This window comes from Halopseudomonas sp. (assembly GCF_036961105.1).
Taxonomy (GTDB): Bacteria; Pseudomonadota; Gammaproteobacteria; order Pseudomonadales; family Pseudomonadaceae; genus Halopseudomonas.
This window is the reverse complement of sequence record NZ_JBALWW010000001.1, coordinates 354,945-373,366: the sequence shown is the minus strand read 5'-3', so window position 1 is coordinate 373,366 and position 18,422 is coordinate 354,945. Positions and strand designations below refer to the sequence as shown.

The window sequence follows — 18,422 nt, the reverse complement described above, 5'->3', positions numbered from 1 at the left end:
TGGCACGGATCAGATGGAAACTACAGCCACCACGTTACTGCTGGTTGAACCCAACATCAAAAAGCGCGAGCAACTGCTCGAGCTGTGCCACGCCCAGAAATCCCCCCTGCAGGTCGAAGTCTGCACTCGCCCGCGTGAAGCCATTTCCCGCCTGGCCAAGGGTGACTTCACCGCCTGCCTGCTGCCCAATGACGTCGCACTGCTGCAGGAAGCCCGCCGCGCTGCCAACAGTACGCTGTATCTGCTGATCAGCGACGGCACCACCCCCGAGCAGGACAGCGCTGCAATCAATGATGGCGCCGACGACGTTCTTGCCTACGCCACGCTGGATGCCGAACAACTGGAGCGCGCGCTGATTCACGCAGCAATGCGTCGCAGCAGCGGCGAGAAGCTGGCCCAACTGGCGCGCCAGGACCCGCTCACCGGCCTGGGCAACCGCGCCCTGCTGGAAGATGAACTCGAACGCATGATCATGCGCGGCCAGCGCAGCCCTACCGGCTTTGCGCTGCTGTATATCGATCTGGACTATTTCAAGCAGATCAACGACAGCTTCGGCCATGGCCTGGGTGACCTGCTGCTGGCAGTGATCGCCAACCGACTGCGTCGCACTATCCGCCAGGACGACCTGATCGCCCGTATCGGCGGCGACGAGTTCGTCGCCCTGCTCAACGACCTGCACGACCCGAACGACGCCGCGTTGATCGCCAGCAAGATCATCCACACGCTGAGTGAGCCCATCACGCTCAGTGGTCACCACCTGCTGATTTCTGCCAGCGTAGGCATTGCCACCTTCCCCGCCCACGGCACCACGGCAACGGAGTTGCTGCAGCACGCAGACCAGGCGCTCTACCGCGCCAAGGCCAATGGCCGCAACGCCTATGCCTTCTATAGCCCGCAGGAAGAGGCGCAGACGCGCCACAATCTGAATGTGGAGCAGGGCCTGCGCCACGGCCTGCTGGACGGGCAGTTCCGCCTGCACTATCAACCCATAGTGGACACTAGCAATGGCGACACCGTGGCGTGGGAAGCCCTGCTGCGCTGGCAGCACCCCACCCTGGGCCTACTCTCGCCCGACGCCTTCCTCAAGCTGGCGGAACACAGCGGTCTGATTCTGCCCATGGGTCACTGGGTGATTGGGCAGGCGCTGGAAGCAGTTCGCCAGTGGCAGGAAGCGGGCATCGACTGCCGCCTGTCGATCAATCTCAGCGACCGCGAGCTGAAGCAGCCACGCTTTGCCGAGCAACTAAAACAGCTGCTGATGAAAAGTCGGGTGTCACCCCGAATGCTGCAGCTGGAGCTGCGCGAAGACGCTCTGCTCAAGCACGCCAGTCAGGCCACCCAGTTGTGCGAAGCACTGGCCGCGCTGGGCGTGGATATCTGGCTGGATCACTTCGGCTCTGAATATGGCGCCTTCGGCTATCTCAACCGCCTGCCGATCAAGGGTGTGAAGATCAACGCCCGCGACCTGACGCAGGATGCCGACCCGGACAAAGCCGCGTATGTGCAAAACCTGATCAGCCTGACCCGCAGCATGAACAAGCAGGTCACGGCCAATTACGTGGAGAACGCGCACAGTGCCGATCAGCTATCCAGCTGGGGCGGCAACTTCCTGCAGGGTTATTGGATAGGCAAGCCTCGCCCACTCGATGCCATCATCAGCGGCGTGCCCAGCGTCTAGGCACAGCGCCTAGGCAATAGACCGCCGCAACCACTCAGACAGCAGCGCGACGCTCCAGCACCTGATACGCGTGTGCCGGATAATCCGCACCGGCAGCGACCGCGCGCTCCGAGCTCAACTCCCAATCGGCGTCGCTGAACTGCGGAAACCAGGCATCCCCCTCGGGCGCCAGCTCCACGCGGGTCAGATACAGCCGATCAGCCAGCGCCAGGCACTGCTGGTAGATATTGCCGCCGCCGATCACCATGATCTCGTCTACCGCGTCCAGCTCGGCCTGATGCCGCGCCAGCTGCAGCGCCGCCGCGATATCACCCACCACCTGTACGCCGGCAATGCTCAGCCCAGGCTGCCGGCTGATCACGATGTTACTGCGACCCGGTAACGGCCTTCCCAGCGAATCAAAGGTCTTGCGTCCCATCACTATGGGCTTGCCCCACGTAGTGGCGCGGAAGTATTTGAGATCTTCTGGCAGATGCCAAGGCATCATGTTGTCGCGCCCAATCACATGATTGCTGCCCATGGCCGCGATCATCGCGATCTTGATGTCGTTGTGCGCACCAGTCATACCGCCACCGGTGCCTTGATGTGCGGATGCGATTGGTAGTGTTCCAGGGTGAAGTCATCGAAGGTGAAAGCGAACAGATCCTTGACCTCCGGGTTCAGCCGCATGGTGGGCAGCGGCAGCGGCTCACGCGTCAGTTGCAGATCAGTCTGCTCGATGTGATTGGCGTACAGATGGCAGTCGCCGCCGGTCCAGACAAAGTCACCGGGCTGCAGATCGCAGACCTGCGCCACCATCAGCGTCAACAGGGCATAGCTGGCAATATTGAAGGGCACGCCCAGGAAGATATCCGCCGAGCGCTGATACAGCTGGCAGCTCAGCTTGCCGTCGGCCACATAGAACTGAAACAACGCATGGCAGGGCGGCAGCGCCATCTGGTCTACCAATGCCGGGTTCCAGGCGGAGACTATCAGACGGCGGGAGTCGGGATTGCTCTTGATCATCTGGATCAGTTTGCTGATCTGATCGATCGACTCGCCATTGGGCGCTGGCCAGGAGCGCCACTGGTAGCCGTAGACCGGACCGAGGTCGCCGTTTTCATCGGCCCACTCGTCCCAGATGGAAACGCCGTTTTCCTTCAGATAACGGATATTGGTATCGCCCTGCAGAAACCACAGCAGCTCATGCACAATGGACTTGAGATGGCACTTCTTGGTGGTCACCAGCGGAAAGCCGGCGCTCAGGTCAAAGCGCATCTGGTGGCCGAACACACTGCAGGTACCGGTGCCGGTACGGTCACTCTTGAAGGTGCCGGTTTCGCGCACCAGGCGCATCAGATCAAGATACTGCTTCATGCGTAGCGCCCCTCTCGACGGTAGGCCTGGCCCATCATGAAGGCCCCCAGAAGAATCATTGGAATGCACAGCAACTGGCCCATGGTCAGCCAGCCGAAGGCCAGGTAACCAAGCTGCGCGTCCGGCACCCGGACAAACTCGACAGCAAAGCGGAACACCCCGTAGCAAATGGCAAACAAGCCGCTGACGGACATGGTCGGGCGCGGCTTGCTGGAGTAGATCCAGAGAATCACAAAGAGCGCCACACCCTCAAGCGCAAACTGATACAACTGTGAGGGGTGCCGTGGTAGCCGCTCGGGATCGGTCGGAAACACCATGGCCCAGGGCAGATCGGTCGCCTTGCCCCACAGCTCGGCATTGATGAAATTACCGATGCGCCCGGTGCCCAGACCAATGGGTACCAGCGGCGCGACAAAATCCATCAAGCGGAAGAAACGCACATTGTGCTTGTGCGCAAACCAGAGCACCGCCAGCAACACCCCCAGCAGGCCACCGTGGAACGACATCCCGCCCTTCCAGATCTCCAGCACCAGTACCGGGTTGTCGATATAGGCTGTCAGATCATAAAACAGCACGTAGCCCAGACGCCCGCCGGCTATCACCCCAAGCGCGACCCAGAACACCAGATCGGACAGGGTTTCCTTGTTCCACTCCGGAAAGTGCTCCGGCAGCCGGCGCTTGGCCAGCCACCAGGCACCGCCAATACCGATCAGGTACATCAGGCCGTACCAGTGAATCTGCAGCGGTCCCAGCGATACCGCCACCGGGTCGATATTCGGGTAAGTCAGCATAACCACTCTCTAGACAAGGAAATTGATACCCACACACAACAGCAACAGAGCAAACAACCGCTTCAGCAGGGTCTGCGACAAGCGGTGCGCCAGGCGCGCACCAAAACCGGCAAACAGCATACTGGTGGCCGCGATGCCGATCAGCGCCGGCAGATAAATATACCCCAGGCTCCACGCCGGCAAGGGCGTTGCCGTCCATCCGGTCCAGACAAAGCTGGCCGCACCGGCCAGCGCAATCGGCAAGCCACAGGCAGACGAGGTCGCCACTGCCTGCTGCATGGGCACGCTACGCCAGACCAGAAAGGGTACTGTGAGCGAACCGCCACCAATGCCGAAAATGGCCGAAGCCCAACCGATCACCACGCCCGCCACCGAGAGCGTCGGCTTGCCCGGCTCGGCCAGCGCCGCCTTGGGCTGCAACTTGAAGGCCATCTGAATGGCCACGGCGATGGCAAACACGCCGATGATCTTCTGCAGCGCCGGACCGGAAATGTAAGCGGCGGTCAGGGCGCCCAGCACACAACCAGCGACAATGCCCAAGGTCATCCAGGCAAACAACGGCCAGCGTACCGCACCCAGACGATGGTGCGCGCGAATAGCGTTGATGGAGGTAAATACGATGGTTGCCAGCGAGGTACCTACAGCCATGTGCGTCAACACGTCCGGCGAAAATCCCTGCAGCGCAAAACTGTAGACCAGCACCGGCACTATGATCATGCCGCCGCCCACGCCGAAGAGCCCGGCCAGCGTTCCGGCAAAACCACCCAGCACCAGATAGATCAGAAATTCCACAACGCCCCCGGCAGCAACGGACCCGGATGCGCATGCAGGCCCCGGAAAGTTCGCTAGTTTAACGGAAAACGGCTGGCCACCATAACCGCGCACCGCATGCAGTTGAACACACCCCGACTTCCGGTTGAACAGGTAGACTGTCGCGCAACCAAGAGGAGAACCGCATGTGTCTGATTGCCCTGGCCTGGCAGGTGGCCGAAGAATATCCGCTGACCCTGATCGGCAATCGCGATGAGTTTCATCGGCGGCCCGCGCGCCCCGCGCAACCCTGGAATGACGAGCAGTTGCCCGAGTTGCTGGCCGGCAAGGACCTGGAAGCCGGCGGCACCTGGCTGGGCGTGACGCGCACCGGACGTTTTGCCGCGCTGACCAATATTCGCACCCCCGGTGCCATGCGCGGCCCGCTGTCACGCGGCAAGCTGGTACTGGACTACCTGCAGAGCGACAGCGCGCCCCAGGACTATCTGGCGCCGTTAAGCGCTCAGGCGGGAGAATACGCGGGTTTCAACCTGCTGGTCGGCGATCGTCGCGAACTCTGGTTTCTGAATAGCCTGGAGGGCAAACCACACCAACTGCCGCCCGGCGTCTACGGCTTGTCCAATGCCGCCCTGGATACGCCCTGGCCGAAGCTCACCCGCCTGCGCGACCAGTTGGCAGCGCAACCGGCTGCTTCGGCCGAGCAACTATTGACGCTGCTGCACGATGATCACATCTATCCTGATGAGCTGTTGCCACACACCGGCATCAACCCGGATATGGAAAAGATGCTGTCGGCGGCCTTTATCCGCGGCAATCAGGACTACGGCACCCGCGCCTGCAGCTTGCTGCGTCTGCACGCGAACCATGATGTGGAGTTGATCGAAGAGCGTTTTGGCCCGCTGGGGGAAGCCGAAGGGGAAAGCCGCTGGCGGCTGGCCGGCCACTGATGCGCAGCGGCCTGGCCAGGCTCAGCGCGCCTGGCTGAGCACCTTGCCCAGCCCCATGCGGCGCAGAGCCAGGTGCAGGGTACTGAGGATCAGGTGCGGATTGTCCAGGCCTATCACCTCGTCCAGCAAGGCCTTGGCGTCGGTCATGCTGATCTGGCGTAGCAGCCATTTCACCTTGGGCAGGTTGGTGGCATTCATCGACAGCACATCACAGCCCATTGCCATCAACAGCACCGCTGCTGCGGGGTCGCCCGCCATCTCACCACACACACTCATTGGCTTGCCCGCCTCTCGACAGGCAGCCGCGACCTTGAGCAGCGCCTGCAGCACGGCTGGGTGCAATGAATGGTACAAGTCGGCCACGCGCGGATTGTTGCGGTCTACCGCCAGCAGGTACTGCGTCAGATCGTTGGTGCCCACGGAGAGAAAGTCGACCATCTGGATCAGCTCACGCGCCTGATACACCGCGGCAGGCACCTCGATCATCACCCCCACCGGCGGCATGGGGACATCCACGCCTTCATCCAGCACTTCACCGTAAGCGCGGTGAATCAGATGCAGCGCCTCTTCCACCTCGTACAAACTGCTGATCATCGGCAGCATGATGCGCAGGTTGTTCAGGCCCTGACTGGCCTTGAGCATGGCGCGCGTCTGCACCAGGAAAATTTCGGGGTGATCCAGGGTAACCCGGATACCCCGCCAACCGAGGAAGGGGTTGTCCTCCTTGATCGGGAAATAGGTCAGCGCCTTGTCACCACCGATATCCAGCGAACGCATGGTCACCGGCAGCGGATGGAACGCTTCAAGCTGCTCGCGATAAGTGGCCTGCTGTTCCTTCTCGCTGGGGAAGCGATCCTGAATCATGAAGGGCACTTCGGTGCGGTACAGCCCCACGCCTTCGGCGCCGCGATCCAGTGAGCGCGCCACATCAGCCAGCAACCCGGTATTGACCAGCAATGGCATGCGATGGCCGTCGGTGGTCACACAGGGCACATCGCGCAGCTTCTCCAGCCCCTGCACCAGCTCGCGCTCTTCGCGCACCAGCTCAAGGTACTGCCGACTCAACTCGGTGGAAGGGTTGGTGTACACCTCGCCACGGTTGCCATCGACAATCAGCTCCATGCCGTCCACCCGGGTATAGGGCAGATCCACCGCGCCCATGACCGTGGGGATGCCCATGGCGCGCGCCAGAATGGCCACGTGCGAGCTGCCGGACCCCAATACCGAGACCAGGCCTACCAGCTTCTCCTTGGGCACCTGCCCCAGCATCACTGGCGATAATTCTTCGCTGACCAGAATGGTGTGCTCGGGAAAGACCAGTTCCTGCTGATTGACCGCTTGCAGGTAGGCCAGAATCCGCCGCCCCAGGTCCTTCACATCGGCGGCGCGTTCGCGCAGGTAGGGATCGTCCATCAATTCAAAGCGGCCAACGTGGGCGCTCACCACCTCACGCAGGGCACCCTGGGCCCACTGCCCGGCCTTGATGACCTTGATCACCTCGTTGCCCAGGGCGGCATCGTCGAGCATCATCAGATAGACATCGAACAGCGCCAGCTCTTCCGGGCGCAGTTGGGTAGACAGCTTGCTCGACAGCATTTGCATGTCGGCACGCACGCTATCCAGCGCGCCGCGGAACAGGCGAATCTCGTTGTCGATGTCCTTGGCCTGTTTGTCGGGCACGGCCTTGAGGTCGGCCGGCGGCAGAATCACCACCGCATGCCCGATGGCAACGCCCGGCGCCCCGGCTACACCGTCAAAGCGCGTATCTTGCACCACCTCGCCGCCCCAGCCCAGGCCGCCGATGGCGCCAGTGGCCTCGGCGTGGGCAATAACGCCCGCCAATTGGGCGCTCATGGTCACCAGAAAGGCTTCTTCGCCCTCATCGAACTGGCGCCGTTCCTTCTGCTGAATCACCAGCACGCCCATGACCCGGCGGTGGTGAATGATAGGTACACCGAGGAAGGAGGCATAACGCTCTTCACCGGTCTCGGCAAAATAGCGAAAGCGTGGGTGCGAGGCGGCATCTTCGAGATTGACCGGCTCCTCGCGGGTGCCCACGTAACCGATCAGACCTTCGTTGGTAGCCAGGGTAACGGCGCGCACCGCGTCCTTGTTCAGACCTTCGGTGGCCATCAGCACATAGCGGCCGATTTCAGGGTTGAGCAGATAGACCGAGCACACCTCGGTACCCATGGCTTCGCGCACACGCTGCACGATAATGTCCAGAGCTGCTGCCAGGTCTCTGGCAGAGTTTACCTCCTGAACAATCCGGCGCAGCGTGTTGAGCATATTCAGCAACCTGGGAGACTGGTGAGTAGCCGCGGAGCCAGCTCTTTCATGGCCCGCCGGTACACATCACGTTTGAATGGAACCACCTGCCCCAGAGGATACCAATAACTGACCCAGCGCCAGCCATCGAATTCGGGTTTTGCGGTCTTGGTCATGCAAACACGCTGTTCTTCCGCCGTCAGCCGCAGCAGGAACCATTTCTGTTTCTGGCCGACGCAAATCGGCTGCGAGTGATTGCGAATCAACCGTTGTGGCAGGCGGTAACGCAACCAGCCGCGGGTGCAGGCAAGAATCTCGACATCTTCCGGCAGCAGGCCGACCTCTTCGTGCAGCTCGCGGTACAGGGCCTGCTCGGGGCTTTCATTACGCTGAATGCCGCCTTGTGGAAACTGCCAGGAATCCTGCCCGATACGTCTGGCCCAAAGCACCTGCCCCAACTCATTGGTCAGGATGATGCCTACATTGGGTCTGAAACCATCGGGGTCAATCACAGCCAGTATCCTTCTTTTATATCTCCTGCATTGTTCCACAAAGGAGCGTAGAGCAGCAATTGCAGAAACCGGCAATCTGTCGCGGCACGCAGGCAGCGCATTTGTCGGCTCAGTGGATTATTCTAGCGGCTGATTTTTTTACCGATCCGACTTTCAGGAGCTGCTTTTGAGCCTTGCCATCTTTGACCTCGACAACACCCTCCTGGGCGGCGATAGCGACCACGCCTGGGGCGAATTCATCGTTGCCCAGCGCATTGTCGATCCCGAGGCCTACCAGGCCCAGAACGACAAGTTCTTCAATCAATACCTGGCTGGTGAACTGGATATTCAGGTTTATCTCGACTTCTGTCTGGCACCGCTCGGCCAGCACGAGCCCGCGCAGCTGGACGCCTGGCACCAGCAGTTCATGGCCGAGAAGATCATGCCGATCATGCTGCCCAAGGCCGCCGAGCTGATCGCCAAACACCGCGCCGCCGGCGATACCCTGATGATCATCACCGCTACCAACCGCTTCATTACCGCGCCGATTGCCCGCGAACTGGGCATCGACATACTGCTGGCCACCGAGTGCGAACGTGAGAACGACCGCTATACCGGACGCAGCATAGATGTCGCCTGTTTCCGCGAAGGCAAGGTCACCCGCCTGCAACGCTGGTTGCTGGAAAACAACAAGACGCTGGAAGGCAGCTACTTCTACAGCGACTCGCACAATGACCTGCCGCTGCTGAGCATGGTTGACCATCCCGTCGCCGTCGATCCGGATGAGACCCTAAAGGCACACGCCGAAGCGCAGGGGTGGCCGGTCGTCAGCTTGCGCTGACGACAGCTTCAAGCGGCAAGCTTCAAGCGGCAAGCAGTTCGAGTGGCCCGAACTGATGTCTGCCAAGACCTGCTCGGTGTTTCTCCCAACCTCACTCGCCAGCAAACGCCGATCCGCGCTTGCCGCTTGCCGCTTGCCGCTTGTAGCTTCCCGTCTTCAGACGGGTGTAACCCGGCAGAACAGCGCTTTGATATAACCTGTTTCCGGTATCGCCGGGTGCAGCGGGTGGTCGGCACCCTGAAAGCCGCGCTCGGTGATCATCAGGTTGCGGTCCAGATGGCGACTGGCGCCGAGCAGGGCTTCTTTCAGCTTGTCTTCTTCCAGGTGCATGGAGCAGGACGCCGAGACCAGGATGCCGTCCTTGTTGAGCAGGCGCATGGCCTGCTCGTTCAGGCGGCGGTAGGCGGCTTCGCCGTTGCGTATGTCCTTGCGCTTCTTGATGAACGCCGGCGGATCGGCAATGACCACGTCAAAGCGCTCGCCGGCGTTTTTCAACTCCTTGAGTGCCGCCAGTACGTCACCCTCGACCACCACCATCTTTTCCGCCACACCATTGAGCTCCGCATTGGCTTCGACCCGGTCCAGGGCCGGTGCGGAGCTGTCCACACACATGACTTCACTGGCGCCAAAGGCAGCGGCCTGCACACCCCACCCGCCGATGTAACTGTACAGATCCAGTACGCGCTTGCCCGCCACGTAGGGCGCCAGGCGCGCGCGGTTGGCCCGGTGATCATAGAACCAGCCGGTTTTCTGTCCATCACGCACCGGCGCTTGAAAGGCCACGCCGTTCTCTTCCAGCGCTACCAGCTCGGGCATAGTGCCAAAAGCATCTTCGACGTAGGACTCCAGCCCTTCCAGCTTGCGCGCGCCGCTGTCGTTCTTGAACAGCACCGCCTGCGGCTTGAATACCTGCACCAGGGCCGCGACTATGTCATCACGCACACGCTCCATGCCGGGCGTGCCGATCTGCACTACAAAATAATCACCAAAGCGGTCGACAACCAGACCCGGCAGCAAGTCCGACTCGCCGTAAACCAGACGATAGAAAGGTTTGTCGAACAGCCGCTCGCGCAAGCTCAGCGCCACCTTGAAACGGTGCACCAGCAGCGATTTGTCCAGCACATGGCTGCTGTCTCGGCTGTGCAGCCGCGCGCAGATCAGGTTGTTGGGGCTCACACAGACCAGGCCCAGCGGCTTGCCGGAGGCGGTTTCCAGCTGTACTTCCTGGCCGGCTTGCAGCTCGGCCAGCGGCGTCTGGGCGGTATCCACCTCGTTACTGAAGACCCACAGATGGCCTCCGCGGATGCGTCTGTCGGCATTGTGTTTGAGACGCAGGCTTGGCAGTGTCATGGGGGGTTACTCCAGTCGGGCAGTCGGATTCAGCAGAAAAATGTCACAGGCGGGCGATTATACAGGGTGCCAAGCGCGCTAGTCTCCGGCTAAACTCGTCAGTCCGATACTCGCGACGATACTGGACTACCCCGCCATGACCCCGGACTTTACGGACGAGCAAATTACCAGCGCCCTGCAAGGCATCAGCGTGCCGCCGCAGCCGCAGATCATGGTTGACCTGATGATGGAGCAGGTCATGCCCGACCCCGATCTGAAGGTTATTGCCCGACTGATCAGCCAGGACCCCGGCCTATCCGGCAGCCTGCTGAAGATCGTCAATTCGCCTTTCTTCGGCCTGGCCAATCGCATCACGTCCATTCAGCAGGCGGTCAATCTGCTCGGCGTCAGCCGGGTAATCAACATCGTCAATGCGCAGTCCATTCGCGGCGAGCTGACCGACGAGAACATCGTCAACCTCAACCGGTTCTGGGACAGCGCACAAGACATCGCCATGACCTGCATGACCCTGGCCAAGCGCATCGGCTGTGTCGAACCGGATGAGGCCTACGCACTGGGCCTGTTCCACAACTGCGGTATCCCGCTGATGCTGGCGCGCTTCCCCTACTACATCGAGGTAATGGAAGACTCCTACGCGCAGGATCAGGCGCGCATCGTCGATGTGGAAAACCAGCGCATGAACACCAACCATGCGGTGATCGGTTACTACACCGCCAAGTCCTGGTTGCTGCCGCGCCATCTGTGCGAGGCTATTGCCAGCCATCACAACGCCCAACAGCTGTTTCTCGCACCCGGTAGCAGCGACGCGGTACAGAAAAACCTGCTCGCCATCCTTAAAATGGCCGAACATATCTGTCAGGCTTATCGGGTCCTGGGCAACCAGAAGATCGACCATGAATGGAACGCCGTCGGCCACGCCATTCTCGAATACGTGGGACTGTCGGAATATGATTTCGAGAACCTCGAAGCAGTCTGCCAGGAACTGACCGCCAGCGGCGAGGGTCGCTACTACCAGGACTGATCCCGCAAGGCGACCGGGCCGCCGCGCCAGGTAGCCTCGCGGTTCGGCCCGGCCACGCCACCAACCGCTGCAATCTGCCCAAGCCACAGGAGATACCGCATGACCACCCCCCTCGTGATCACCGTAATGTCAGCCGACAAACCCGGCCTGGTAGAAAGCCTGGCGCTGGCCATCAGCCGCCACGGCGGCAATTGGCTGGAAAGCCGCATGGCACGCATGGCCGGTCAGTTTGCTGGTATTCTGCGGGTCGATATCGCCAGCGACCGGGTCGAAGCCCTGCGCGTGGAGCTCGATAGCCTCACGCACCTGGGTATCAACGTGCAGGTGGCGGTAAGCGGCCTGGCCGATGAACCGGAACAACAGACACTCTTGCTGACCCTGGTTGGTAACGACCGCCCCGGCATCGTGCATGAAGTGTCCCAGGTGCTGGCCAGCCACGGCGTCAACGTCGAATCCCTGGACACCGAATGCGTACCCGCCCCCATGAGTGCCGACCTGCTGTTCAAGGCCGAAGCGCAGTTGGGCGTTTATCCGCAGACCGATCTGAGTGCCCTGCGCGATGCTCTGGAGAATCTGGCGGATGATCTGATGGTCGAGCTGCAGGAACAGCCTCTCACCTGAGTCTGAAATCCCCGCGCATCACGCGCGGGGCACCGTCTCGTCAGTGTTTGCCGAGCTTCTTCTCGGTAAACAGATACTCGCGCAGCTGCTCATCGAAGATCGGATCACGGCGGCGAATCCACTCGATGGTCATGGCTGCGTGCTCCTTCTCCTCGTCGCGATTGTGAATCAGGATCGCCTTGAGTTCCTCATCCTTGCAGGCATCAACCCGCTGGTTGTACCAGTCCACCGCCTCCAGCTCTTCCATCAGCGAGACCACGGCGCGATGCATATCGCGGGTTTCATCGCTCAGCTCGGCGACGGGTTCATGGTAGCCCTCGTTCGACATAGTCCTATCTCCTCGACATCCACAGATTGCGCCGCCCCTTCTACGCGGGGCTCAGCATGAGTATGGCAGCCAGACTGCCAAGATCTGATACAGCACCTGCACACCCAGAATGACACAAAGTGCGTACCGCGTGGGCGGCGCATAGAAAGCCAGCCTCAGAACCCAGCGCCGGTCTCACCTGGGAAGGACGAGCGCCATCTCGTCCAGCGGCGCAGCCGCTAATCTCGGTGATCAAGCTGGTGTGCTCGCCCTTTACACAAAGAACACAACTGCGCCCTCGGTGGGTATCACCACCTCTCGCGCCGAGTCAGGTGCCGCGGCCGGGATGGAACCCGGCCTTCCCAGGAAAACCACCGGCCGCTGAGACGTCAAGCTTTGGCCGGCAAAAAAACCACTACAGCAAGAAAGTCAGGCCCACCTGAAACAGCCGCTCCACTGCCGGCATATCACGCTGATCGGAAACAAACACAATCACATGGTCGCCATCTTCAATCACGGTGCTGTCATGCGCGATGATCACGTTGTCGCCACGCACTACCGCGCCCACCACGGTGCCATCTGGCAGCGGCAGCTCATCCAGCCGCCGCCCAACTACCTGCGAGCTCTGGGCATCACCGTGAGCGATGGCTTCGATAGCTTCGGCGGCGCCGCGGCGCAGTGAATGCACAGCCACCACATCCCCTTTGCGCACATGAGTCAGCAGAGCGCCAATCGAGGCCTGCTGCGGCGAAATGGCAATGTCGATATCCCCACCCTGCACCAGCTCGGCATAGGCCGGATTGCTGATCAGGGTAATAACGGTACGCGCGCCCATGCGTTTGGCCAGCATGGAGGCCATGATGTTGGCTTCGTCATCGTTGGTGACCGCCATGAACACATCGGTCGCCTCAATGCTCTCCTCAATCAGCAGCTCGCGGTCCGAGGCACTGCCGTGCAACACAGTGGTACGTTGTAGCTGTTGCGACAACCACTGACACCGCGGCAGATCCTGCTCAATCAACTTGACCCGGTACTCTTCTTCCAGTGCCTGCGCCAGGCGCGCGCCTATACTGCCGCCGCCGGCGATGATGATGCGCTTGTAGCGCTTCTCGCGGCGGCGCAGCTCGCTCATGACCAGACGAATATCGGACTTGGCAGCGACAAAGAACACTTCGTCGTCTTCTTCAATAAGGGTGTCGCCGCGGGGTACCACCGAGCGATCACGACGGAAGATCGCCGCCACGCGAATCTCGACCGAAGGCAGCAGCTCGCGCAACGAGGCGATCTCCTGGCCTACCAGCGCCCCGCCGCGCAGAGCGCGCACGGCCACCAGTTGCGCGCGACCGTCGGCAAAGTTGATCACCTGCAGGGCGCCGGGGTAACGAATCAGTTTTTTCAGGTGCTGGGTGACCAGCGCCTCGGGATTGATCAGCACATCCACCGGCACCGATGCTTTGCTGAACAGCGCCTGGCCCTGCTCCATGTAGCCGGGCTCGCGGACGCGGGCAATCTTGCTGGGCACATTGAACAGCGATTGCGCCACCTGACAGGCAATCATGTTGATCTCGTCACTGCTGGTCACGGCGACCAGCAGGTCCGCATCCTCGGCGCCGGCACGCGAGAGCGTGACCGGATGCGAGGCCGGCGCGCACAACGTCTTGACCTGAAACCGGTCGGACAGCATCTGCAGACGCTGCTTGTTGATGTCCACCACGGTGATGTCGTTGCTGTCGTTGACCAGATGTTCCACCAGGCTACGGCCCACCTGCCCAGCCCCCAGCACTATGATCCGCATCAACCCTCTCCAGCCGTATGAATGCGCCGCCGTTGCATCTCAGCCGCGCCAGAACATGGGGGTAAAGAGTACCATCAGCGTCAAGAGTTCCAAGCGACCCATCAGCATCGCCAGCGACAACAGCCACTTCGCGGCATCCGGCAAACTGGCAAAGTTGCCCGCCGGCCCAACAATCTCGCCCAGCCCCGGACCTACGTTAGTCAACGCCGTGGCCGCGGCTGTCAGACTGGTAAGCAGATCCAGCCCCATCATTGCCAACAGCATGGTTGTCACTGCCAGGGTAACGAAGAACAGGAAAGAGAAGGCAATGGCCGAAAGAATGATGTCATCCTGCACCGGCTTACCGTTGTACTGAGTCACAAAGACGCCATTGGGGTGGATCAGCTTGCGGATCTGCGAGCGCAGAAACAGATAGCTGAGCTGAAAGCGGAAAACCTTCATGCCGCCGCTGGTAGAACCCGAGCAGCCACCGATAAAGGTCACAACAAAAAACAGCGCGATGCTGAAAGTGCCCCACTGGGTATAGTCGCTGGCGGCGAAGCCGGTAGTGGTAATCACCGAGACCAGATTGAAAGCCGCCTGCGTGAGCGCTTCGAAGGGGCCGAACAGGTTGAGATTGATCAGATCCACCGTCAGCAGCAGCGTGACAACGAACAATATGCCGAGAAAGCCCAGCACCTGCTGATTCTTGAACAGTGCCAGCGAGGGCCGCCGGCCAAAAGCGATCAACAGGGTAAAGGGCAAGGCACTGAGCACCATGAACAGAATAGACACCCACAACACCGCCGCACCAAAGCGGCCCATCGAGCGATCATCGGTGGCAAATCCGCCGGTCGAGACGGTCGCCATCGCATGATTGATGGCGTCGAATAACGTCATACCCACCAACCAGTAACTGGTGATGCAGGCGACGGTAAGGGTCAGGTAGGTGAGCACCAGCAGGCGCGCCAGCGACTGAACCCGGGGAATCGACTTGTCCGACCAATCGGACGATTCGGTATGGAACAGCCGCATGCCACCAATGCGCAAAAAGGGCAGGATGGATACCGCCATGCCGATCACCCCCAGGCCGCCCATCCATTGCAGCAACGAGCGCCACAGTAGCAGGCTGGCAGGCAGATCCTCGATCCCGCTGAGAATCGTCGACCCTGTGGTGGTAATCCCGGATACCGCCTCGAAAACAGCATCGGCCGGGCCCAATTGAAAGTGGCTGAAGAACAGCGGCAAGGCACCAGCCAGGGAAAGAAAGACCCAACTGAGGCTGGTGAGCAGATAGAGCTGGCGAGAAATCAGGTGAAAACCGGGCGTACGGCAACTCACTACCAGGCTACCGCCAACCCCCAGGGTGATAGCCGCCGAGATCAGAAAAACCTGCATCTCCGGGTCCTGCCGCCACCAGGCAAAAACCGCCACGCAGGCCATCAAACCGGCCATGATCAACATCAGAATGCCGCATACGAATAAGACGGGACGCAAGAACCGCAACATGTACTGACCTACCTCGAAAAGCGTCTGCACATGATAGCCAAACGCGGCCACACACGCCGTAATTCTTTATGCGCTTTTATCTCGAGCAGAGCGTGCGAAAACCAGTGCGCCAGCCTGATTCAAGCGCAACGCGCTGGCGGCCAAACGAACCGTAGTGGAATCAGTTGCGGGGATAATTTCCAGCCCTGCTGGTAAATCGCCAATACCAGCGATGCGGCCAGCGATCTTCAGTACTGAAAGGAACAGGCGCCGGCCAGCCTGCAGCTGATCGACAGATAAAAAAAACGGAGGCTTGCGCCTCCGCTCCAGCGATCAGCTCCGGCGACCGCCGCTGTGGCTGTTCTGGCCACCTTTCTTGCCTGCTTCCGAAGCCTTTTCGCGGTCATTGGCAAAATTGCCGCCACTGCTCTGGCCGCCTTTATGACCTGCCTCGGATGCCTTTTCCTTGTCGTTCGCGAAGTTGCCTGGGTTACCTTTTGCATTGTTGCTCATGATGAACCTCCTCGTCTTGTCAGAGGCAAACCTGGGTATCAAGCGCCTCTGTTCTGTTGACGGGGGCCCGTAAACAATAGTTCGAGCGATGATCTTGCCCCGGCGACAGGCGGCAGCCGCCGCTCTAGGCCGGGCTACGGCGAGGTAGTTACACCGCAGGAGCAAGCGTAGATTACCCGTGCCACCTGCCGCAGGGCAACCTCCAGCATGGGTAGCGCCACCGAACCCAACGCGAGGCGAATGGCGTGCGGCACCCGCTCCGAGATAGCAAAGGGTTCGGCTGAAGATACCGCCACCTTCGCCCGCAGCAAGCCCATAACGACCTGATCGGCGCGCACCTCGGCGGGCAAAGGCAGCCAGAGAAAATAGGACGCCGAGTGGCCGACGCAGTGCAGCTCCTTCAGTATTTGCCGCGCCATGGCCTGGCGCTTAGCGGCATCCTCGCGTTTTTGCGCTTCCATACGCGCCACGCTGCCGTCGGCCAGCCAGTCGCATACCAGCGCTGTCATCAGGCCGGGGGTATTCCAGGTGGTCACACGTATTACGCGTTCCAACTGCGGCACCCACTTAGTTGGCGCCACCACGTAGCCAACCCGCAATCCGGTAGCCAGACTCTTGGAGAATCCCGATACATACAAGGTACGCTCCGGCGCCAACGCAGCGAGCGGCGCAGGCGGTGCATCGGCCAGAAAGGCGTAGGCGGCATCTTCGATAATCAGCAGGTCATGTTTGCGTGCAATGGCCACCAGCCGCCGACGCTGCGCCAGGCTCAGCACCCAGCCTAGCGGGTTGTGCAAGGTGGGCATTGCGTAGATGGCGCGCACGCGCCGCTGCGTGCACTGCACGGCCAAGGACTCCAGATCAGGTTGCAGGCCAGCGCACTTGCCGCCGTGCGTTACCGGAATGGGCAGCAGTTCCAACCGCTGGGCTTCGGCCAGCGCCTTGAAACCCGGATAGCTCAGACTATCGACCGCCACCACATCGCCCGGATCAAGCAGCGCCATGACACTGGCCGCCAGTCCATGCTGCGCGCCGCTGACTATGAGCACCTGCTGCGCCGTTACGGCCAGGCCTCGGCACGCAAGATACTGGGCTACCGCCGCGCGCTCATGCGGCCGTCCGGCGTGCGGCTGATAGCGCAGCAGAGCGTCCAGATCACCGGCGCTGGCCAGTTGCCGCAGACCGCTGCGAAAGAGATCGGTCTGCTCGGGTAGGGCCGGGTAGTTGAAATTCAGATCCAGCATCTCTGCCGCGGTTGTTTGCTGATCCACGCCATGGCCGGGCGGCAAGGCCAGCTCGCGGACAAAGGTGCCGCGCCCCGCCTCACCACTGACCAACCCCATGATTGCCAACTCCGCATAGATGCGCGAGGCGGTTACCAGGGCTATCCGCTCCTGGACGGCCAGCTCACGATGGGTGGGCAATCGGGTGCCGGGAGCCAGCTGGCCTGCGCGAATTTGCGCCGCCAGTGAATCCACCAGTTTTTTGTATCTGCTGCGCGCCACGCCAATGTATCCATGACAATTATTTGATTGTCATGGTCAAGCATTCGATGCTGCCGGGCAACCCCCGACCACAGGAGCAGCTCATGCACATCAGCATCCTCACTTTCGACGGCTTCAACGAGCTCGACTCGCTGATCGCCTACGGCATTCTCAACCGCATCAGGCAGCCAGGTTGGCGCGTGAGCCTCACCAGCCCAACACCTCGCGTACGCTCAATGAACGGTCTGGTGCTGGAAAGCCAGAGCAGCCTGGCCGAGGCCAGCAGCGCCGATGCGGTAATCATCGGCAGCGGGATCAAAACGCGCGGCATAGCAGCCGACACCGAGCTGATGGCTCAGCTCAAGCTGGATCCGGCCCGGCAACTGCTGGCCGCGCAATGCTCCGGCGCCCTGCTGCTGGCCAAGTTGGGTCTGCTGCAGGGTTTACCCGCCTGTACCGACCTCACTACCAAACCCTGGGTACAGGAAGCGGGCATCGAGGTGCTCAACCAACCCTTCTTTGCTCAAGGCAATATTGCAACAGCAGGCGGCTGCCTGGCCTCCAGTTACGTTGCCGCCTGGGTAATTGCCCGGCTGCAGGGTGACGAAGCGGCCGCTGCGGCGCTGCACTATGTGGCGCCGGTGGGGGAGAAGGAGGAATTCGTGAGCCATGCCATGGCGTTGATCGGATGCATCGCCGAGCCGCTGCCCACGTGCTGATC

18 protein-coding genes are annotated in these 18,422 nt (G+C 61.1%); 6 read left to right on the top strand and 12 right to left on the bottom strand.

The genetic code is table 11. The features are described 5' to 3' along the window. Positions 1-13 precede the first annotated feature (13 nt). Complete coding sequence (locus V7756_RS01695; protein ID WP_335608430.1) at positions 14-1,678, top strand: EAL domain-containing protein; 1,665 nt, start codon at positions 14-16, stop codon at positions 1,676-1,678. Between the two features lie 34 nt (positions 1,679-1,712). Here the strand turns inward: V7756_RS01695 and V7756_RS01690 are convergent, their stop codons facing one another. The 4 genes from V7756_RS01690 to V7756_RS01675 are packed head-to-tail and all read right to left on the bottom strand — an operon-like array spanning position 1,713 to position 4,617. Then, positions 1,713-2,243: a dihydrofolate reductase gene (locus V7756_RS01690; RefSeq protein WP_335608429.1), complete on the bottom strand. Its 531-nt coding sequence runs from the start codon at positions 2,241-2,243 to the stop codon at positions 1,713-1,715. Continuing rightward, on the bottom strand, positions 2,240-3,034 hold the full coding sequence (locus V7756_RS01685) for a thymidylate synthase (RefSeq protein ID WP_335608428.1): 795 nt from the start codon (positions 3,032-3,034) through the stop codon (positions 2,240-2,242). The genes V7756_RS01690 and V7756_RS01685 overlap by 4 nt, the downstream gene beginning before the upstream one ends. Next, positions 3,031-3,825, bottom strand: coding sequence for a prolipoprotein diacylglyceryl transferase (gene lgt, locus V7756_RS01680; RefSeq protein WP_335608427.1), 795 nt, complete (start codon positions 3,823-3,825; stop codon positions 3,031-3,033). Before lgt ends, V7756_RS01685 begins: the two co-directional genes overlap by 4 nt. A 9-nt stretch (positions 3,826-3,834) precedes the next feature. Next, complete coding sequence (locus tag V7756_RS01675; protein WP_335608426.1) at positions 3,835-4,617, bottom strand: sulfite exporter TauE/SafE family protein; 783 nt, start codon at positions 4,615-4,617, stop codon at positions 3,835-3,837. A gap of 164 nt (positions 4,618-4,781) precedes the next feature. On the opposite strand from V7756_RS01675, the gene V7756_RS01670 reads away from it, so the two are divergent. Continuing rightward, positions 4,782-5,543: an NRDE family protein gene (locus tag V7756_RS01670; protein ID WP_335608425.1), complete on the top strand. Its 762-nt coding sequence runs from the start codon at positions 4,782-4,784 to the stop codon at positions 5,541-5,543. 21 nt (positions 5,544-5,564) lie between these two features. Here the strand turns inward: V7756_RS01670 and ptsP are convergent, their stop codons facing one another. Both ptsP and rppH read right to left on the bottom strand, forming a co-directional pair. Beyond that, entirely contained in the window at positions 5,565-7,832 is a 2,268-nt protein-coding gene (gene ptsP, locus V7756_RS01665; protein ID WP_335608424.1) for a phosphoenolpyruvate--protein phosphotransferase, read from the bottom strand. Positions 7,833-7,834: 2 nt separating this feature from the next. After that, entirely contained in the window at positions 7,835-8,323 is a 489-nt protein-coding gene (rppH, locus tag V7756_RS01660) for an RNA pyrophosphohydrolase (protein ID WP_335608423.1), read from the bottom strand. A 166-nt stretch (positions 8,324-8,489) separates the two neighbouring features. Between rppH and V7756_RS01655 the strand changes: the two genes are divergently transcribed. Next, on the top strand, positions 8,490-9,143 hold the full coding sequence (locus tag V7756_RS01655) for an HAD family hydrolase (protein WP_335608422.1): 654 nt from the start codon (positions 8,490-8,492) through the stop codon (positions 9,141-9,143). A gap of 156 nt (positions 9,144-9,299) precedes the next feature. Here V7756_RS01655 and V7756_RS01650 read toward each other — a convergent pair whose 3' ends face one another. Then, positions 9,300-10,493, bottom strand: a complete 1,194-nt coding sequence (locus V7756_RS01650) for a class I SAM-dependent rRNA methyltransferase (RefSeq protein ID WP_335608421.1) — start codon at positions 10,491-10,493, stop codon at positions 9,300-9,302. 136 nt (positions 10,494-10,629) lie between these two features. Here V7756_RS01650 and V7756_RS01645 point away from each other — a divergent pair, with 136 nt between their 5' ends. After that, entirely contained in the window at positions 10,630-11,514 is an 885-nt protein-coding gene (locus tag V7756_RS01645) for an HDOD domain-containing protein (RefSeq protein ID WP_335608420.1), read from the top strand. A gap of 99 nt (positions 11,515-11,613) precedes the next feature. Next, positions 11,614-12,135 carry a glycine cleavage system protein R gene (locus tag V7756_RS01640; protein ID WP_335608419.1) on the top strand — a complete coding sequence of 174 codons (522 nt, stop codon included), beginning with the start codon at positions 11,614-11,616 and terminating at the stop codon, positions 12,133-12,135. A 40-nt stretch (positions 12,136-12,175) separates the two neighbouring features. On the opposite strand, the gene V7756_RS01635 is transcribed toward V7756_RS01640, so the two are convergent. The 5 genes from V7756_RS01635 to V7756_RS01615 form a co-directional block, all read right to left on the bottom strand. After that, positions 12,176-12,463 (bottom strand): ferritin-like domain-containing protein, encoded by a 288-nt coding sequence (locus V7756_RS01635; protein WP_335608418.1) that lies wholly within the window; start codon positions 12,461-12,463, stop codon positions 12,176-12,178. Between the two features lie 394 nt (positions 12,464-12,857). Next, positions 12,858-14,237 carry a Trk system potassium transporter TrkA gene (trkA, locus tag V7756_RS01630; protein ID WP_335608417.1) on the bottom strand — a complete coding sequence of 460 codons (1,380 nt, stop codon included), beginning with the start codon at positions 14,235-14,237 and terminating at the stop codon, positions 12,858-12,860. Positions 14,238-14,276: 39 nt separating this feature from the next. After that, on the bottom strand, positions 14,277-15,725 hold the full coding sequence (locus tag V7756_RS01625; RefSeq protein ID WP_335608416.1) for a TrkH family potassium uptake protein: 1,449 nt from the start codon (positions 15,723-15,725) through the stop codon (positions 14,277-14,279). 312 nt (positions 15,726-16,037) lie between these two features. Further along, a complete protein-coding gene (locus V7756_RS01620; RefSeq protein ID WP_335608415.1) occupies positions 16,038-16,217 on the bottom strand; it encodes a general stress protein in 180 nt (59 codons plus the stop codon). Positions 16,218-16,351: 134 nt separating this feature from the next. Further along, positions 16,352-17,722 carry an aminotransferase-like domain-containing protein gene (locus V7756_RS01615; protein WP_335608414.1) on the bottom strand — a complete coding sequence of 457 codons (1,371 nt, stop codon included), beginning with the start codon at positions 17,720-17,722 and terminating at the stop codon, positions 16,352-16,354. 83 nt (positions 17,723-17,805) lie between these two features. Here V7756_RS01615 and V7756_RS01610 point away from each other — a divergent pair, with 83 nt between their 5' ends. After that, positions 17,806-18,420, top strand: coding sequence for a DJ-1/PfpI family protein (locus tag V7756_RS01610; protein WP_335608413.1), 615 nt, complete (start codon positions 17,806-17,808; stop codon positions 18,418-18,420). The last annotated feature ends 2 nt before the right edge of the window (positions 18,421-18,422 follow it).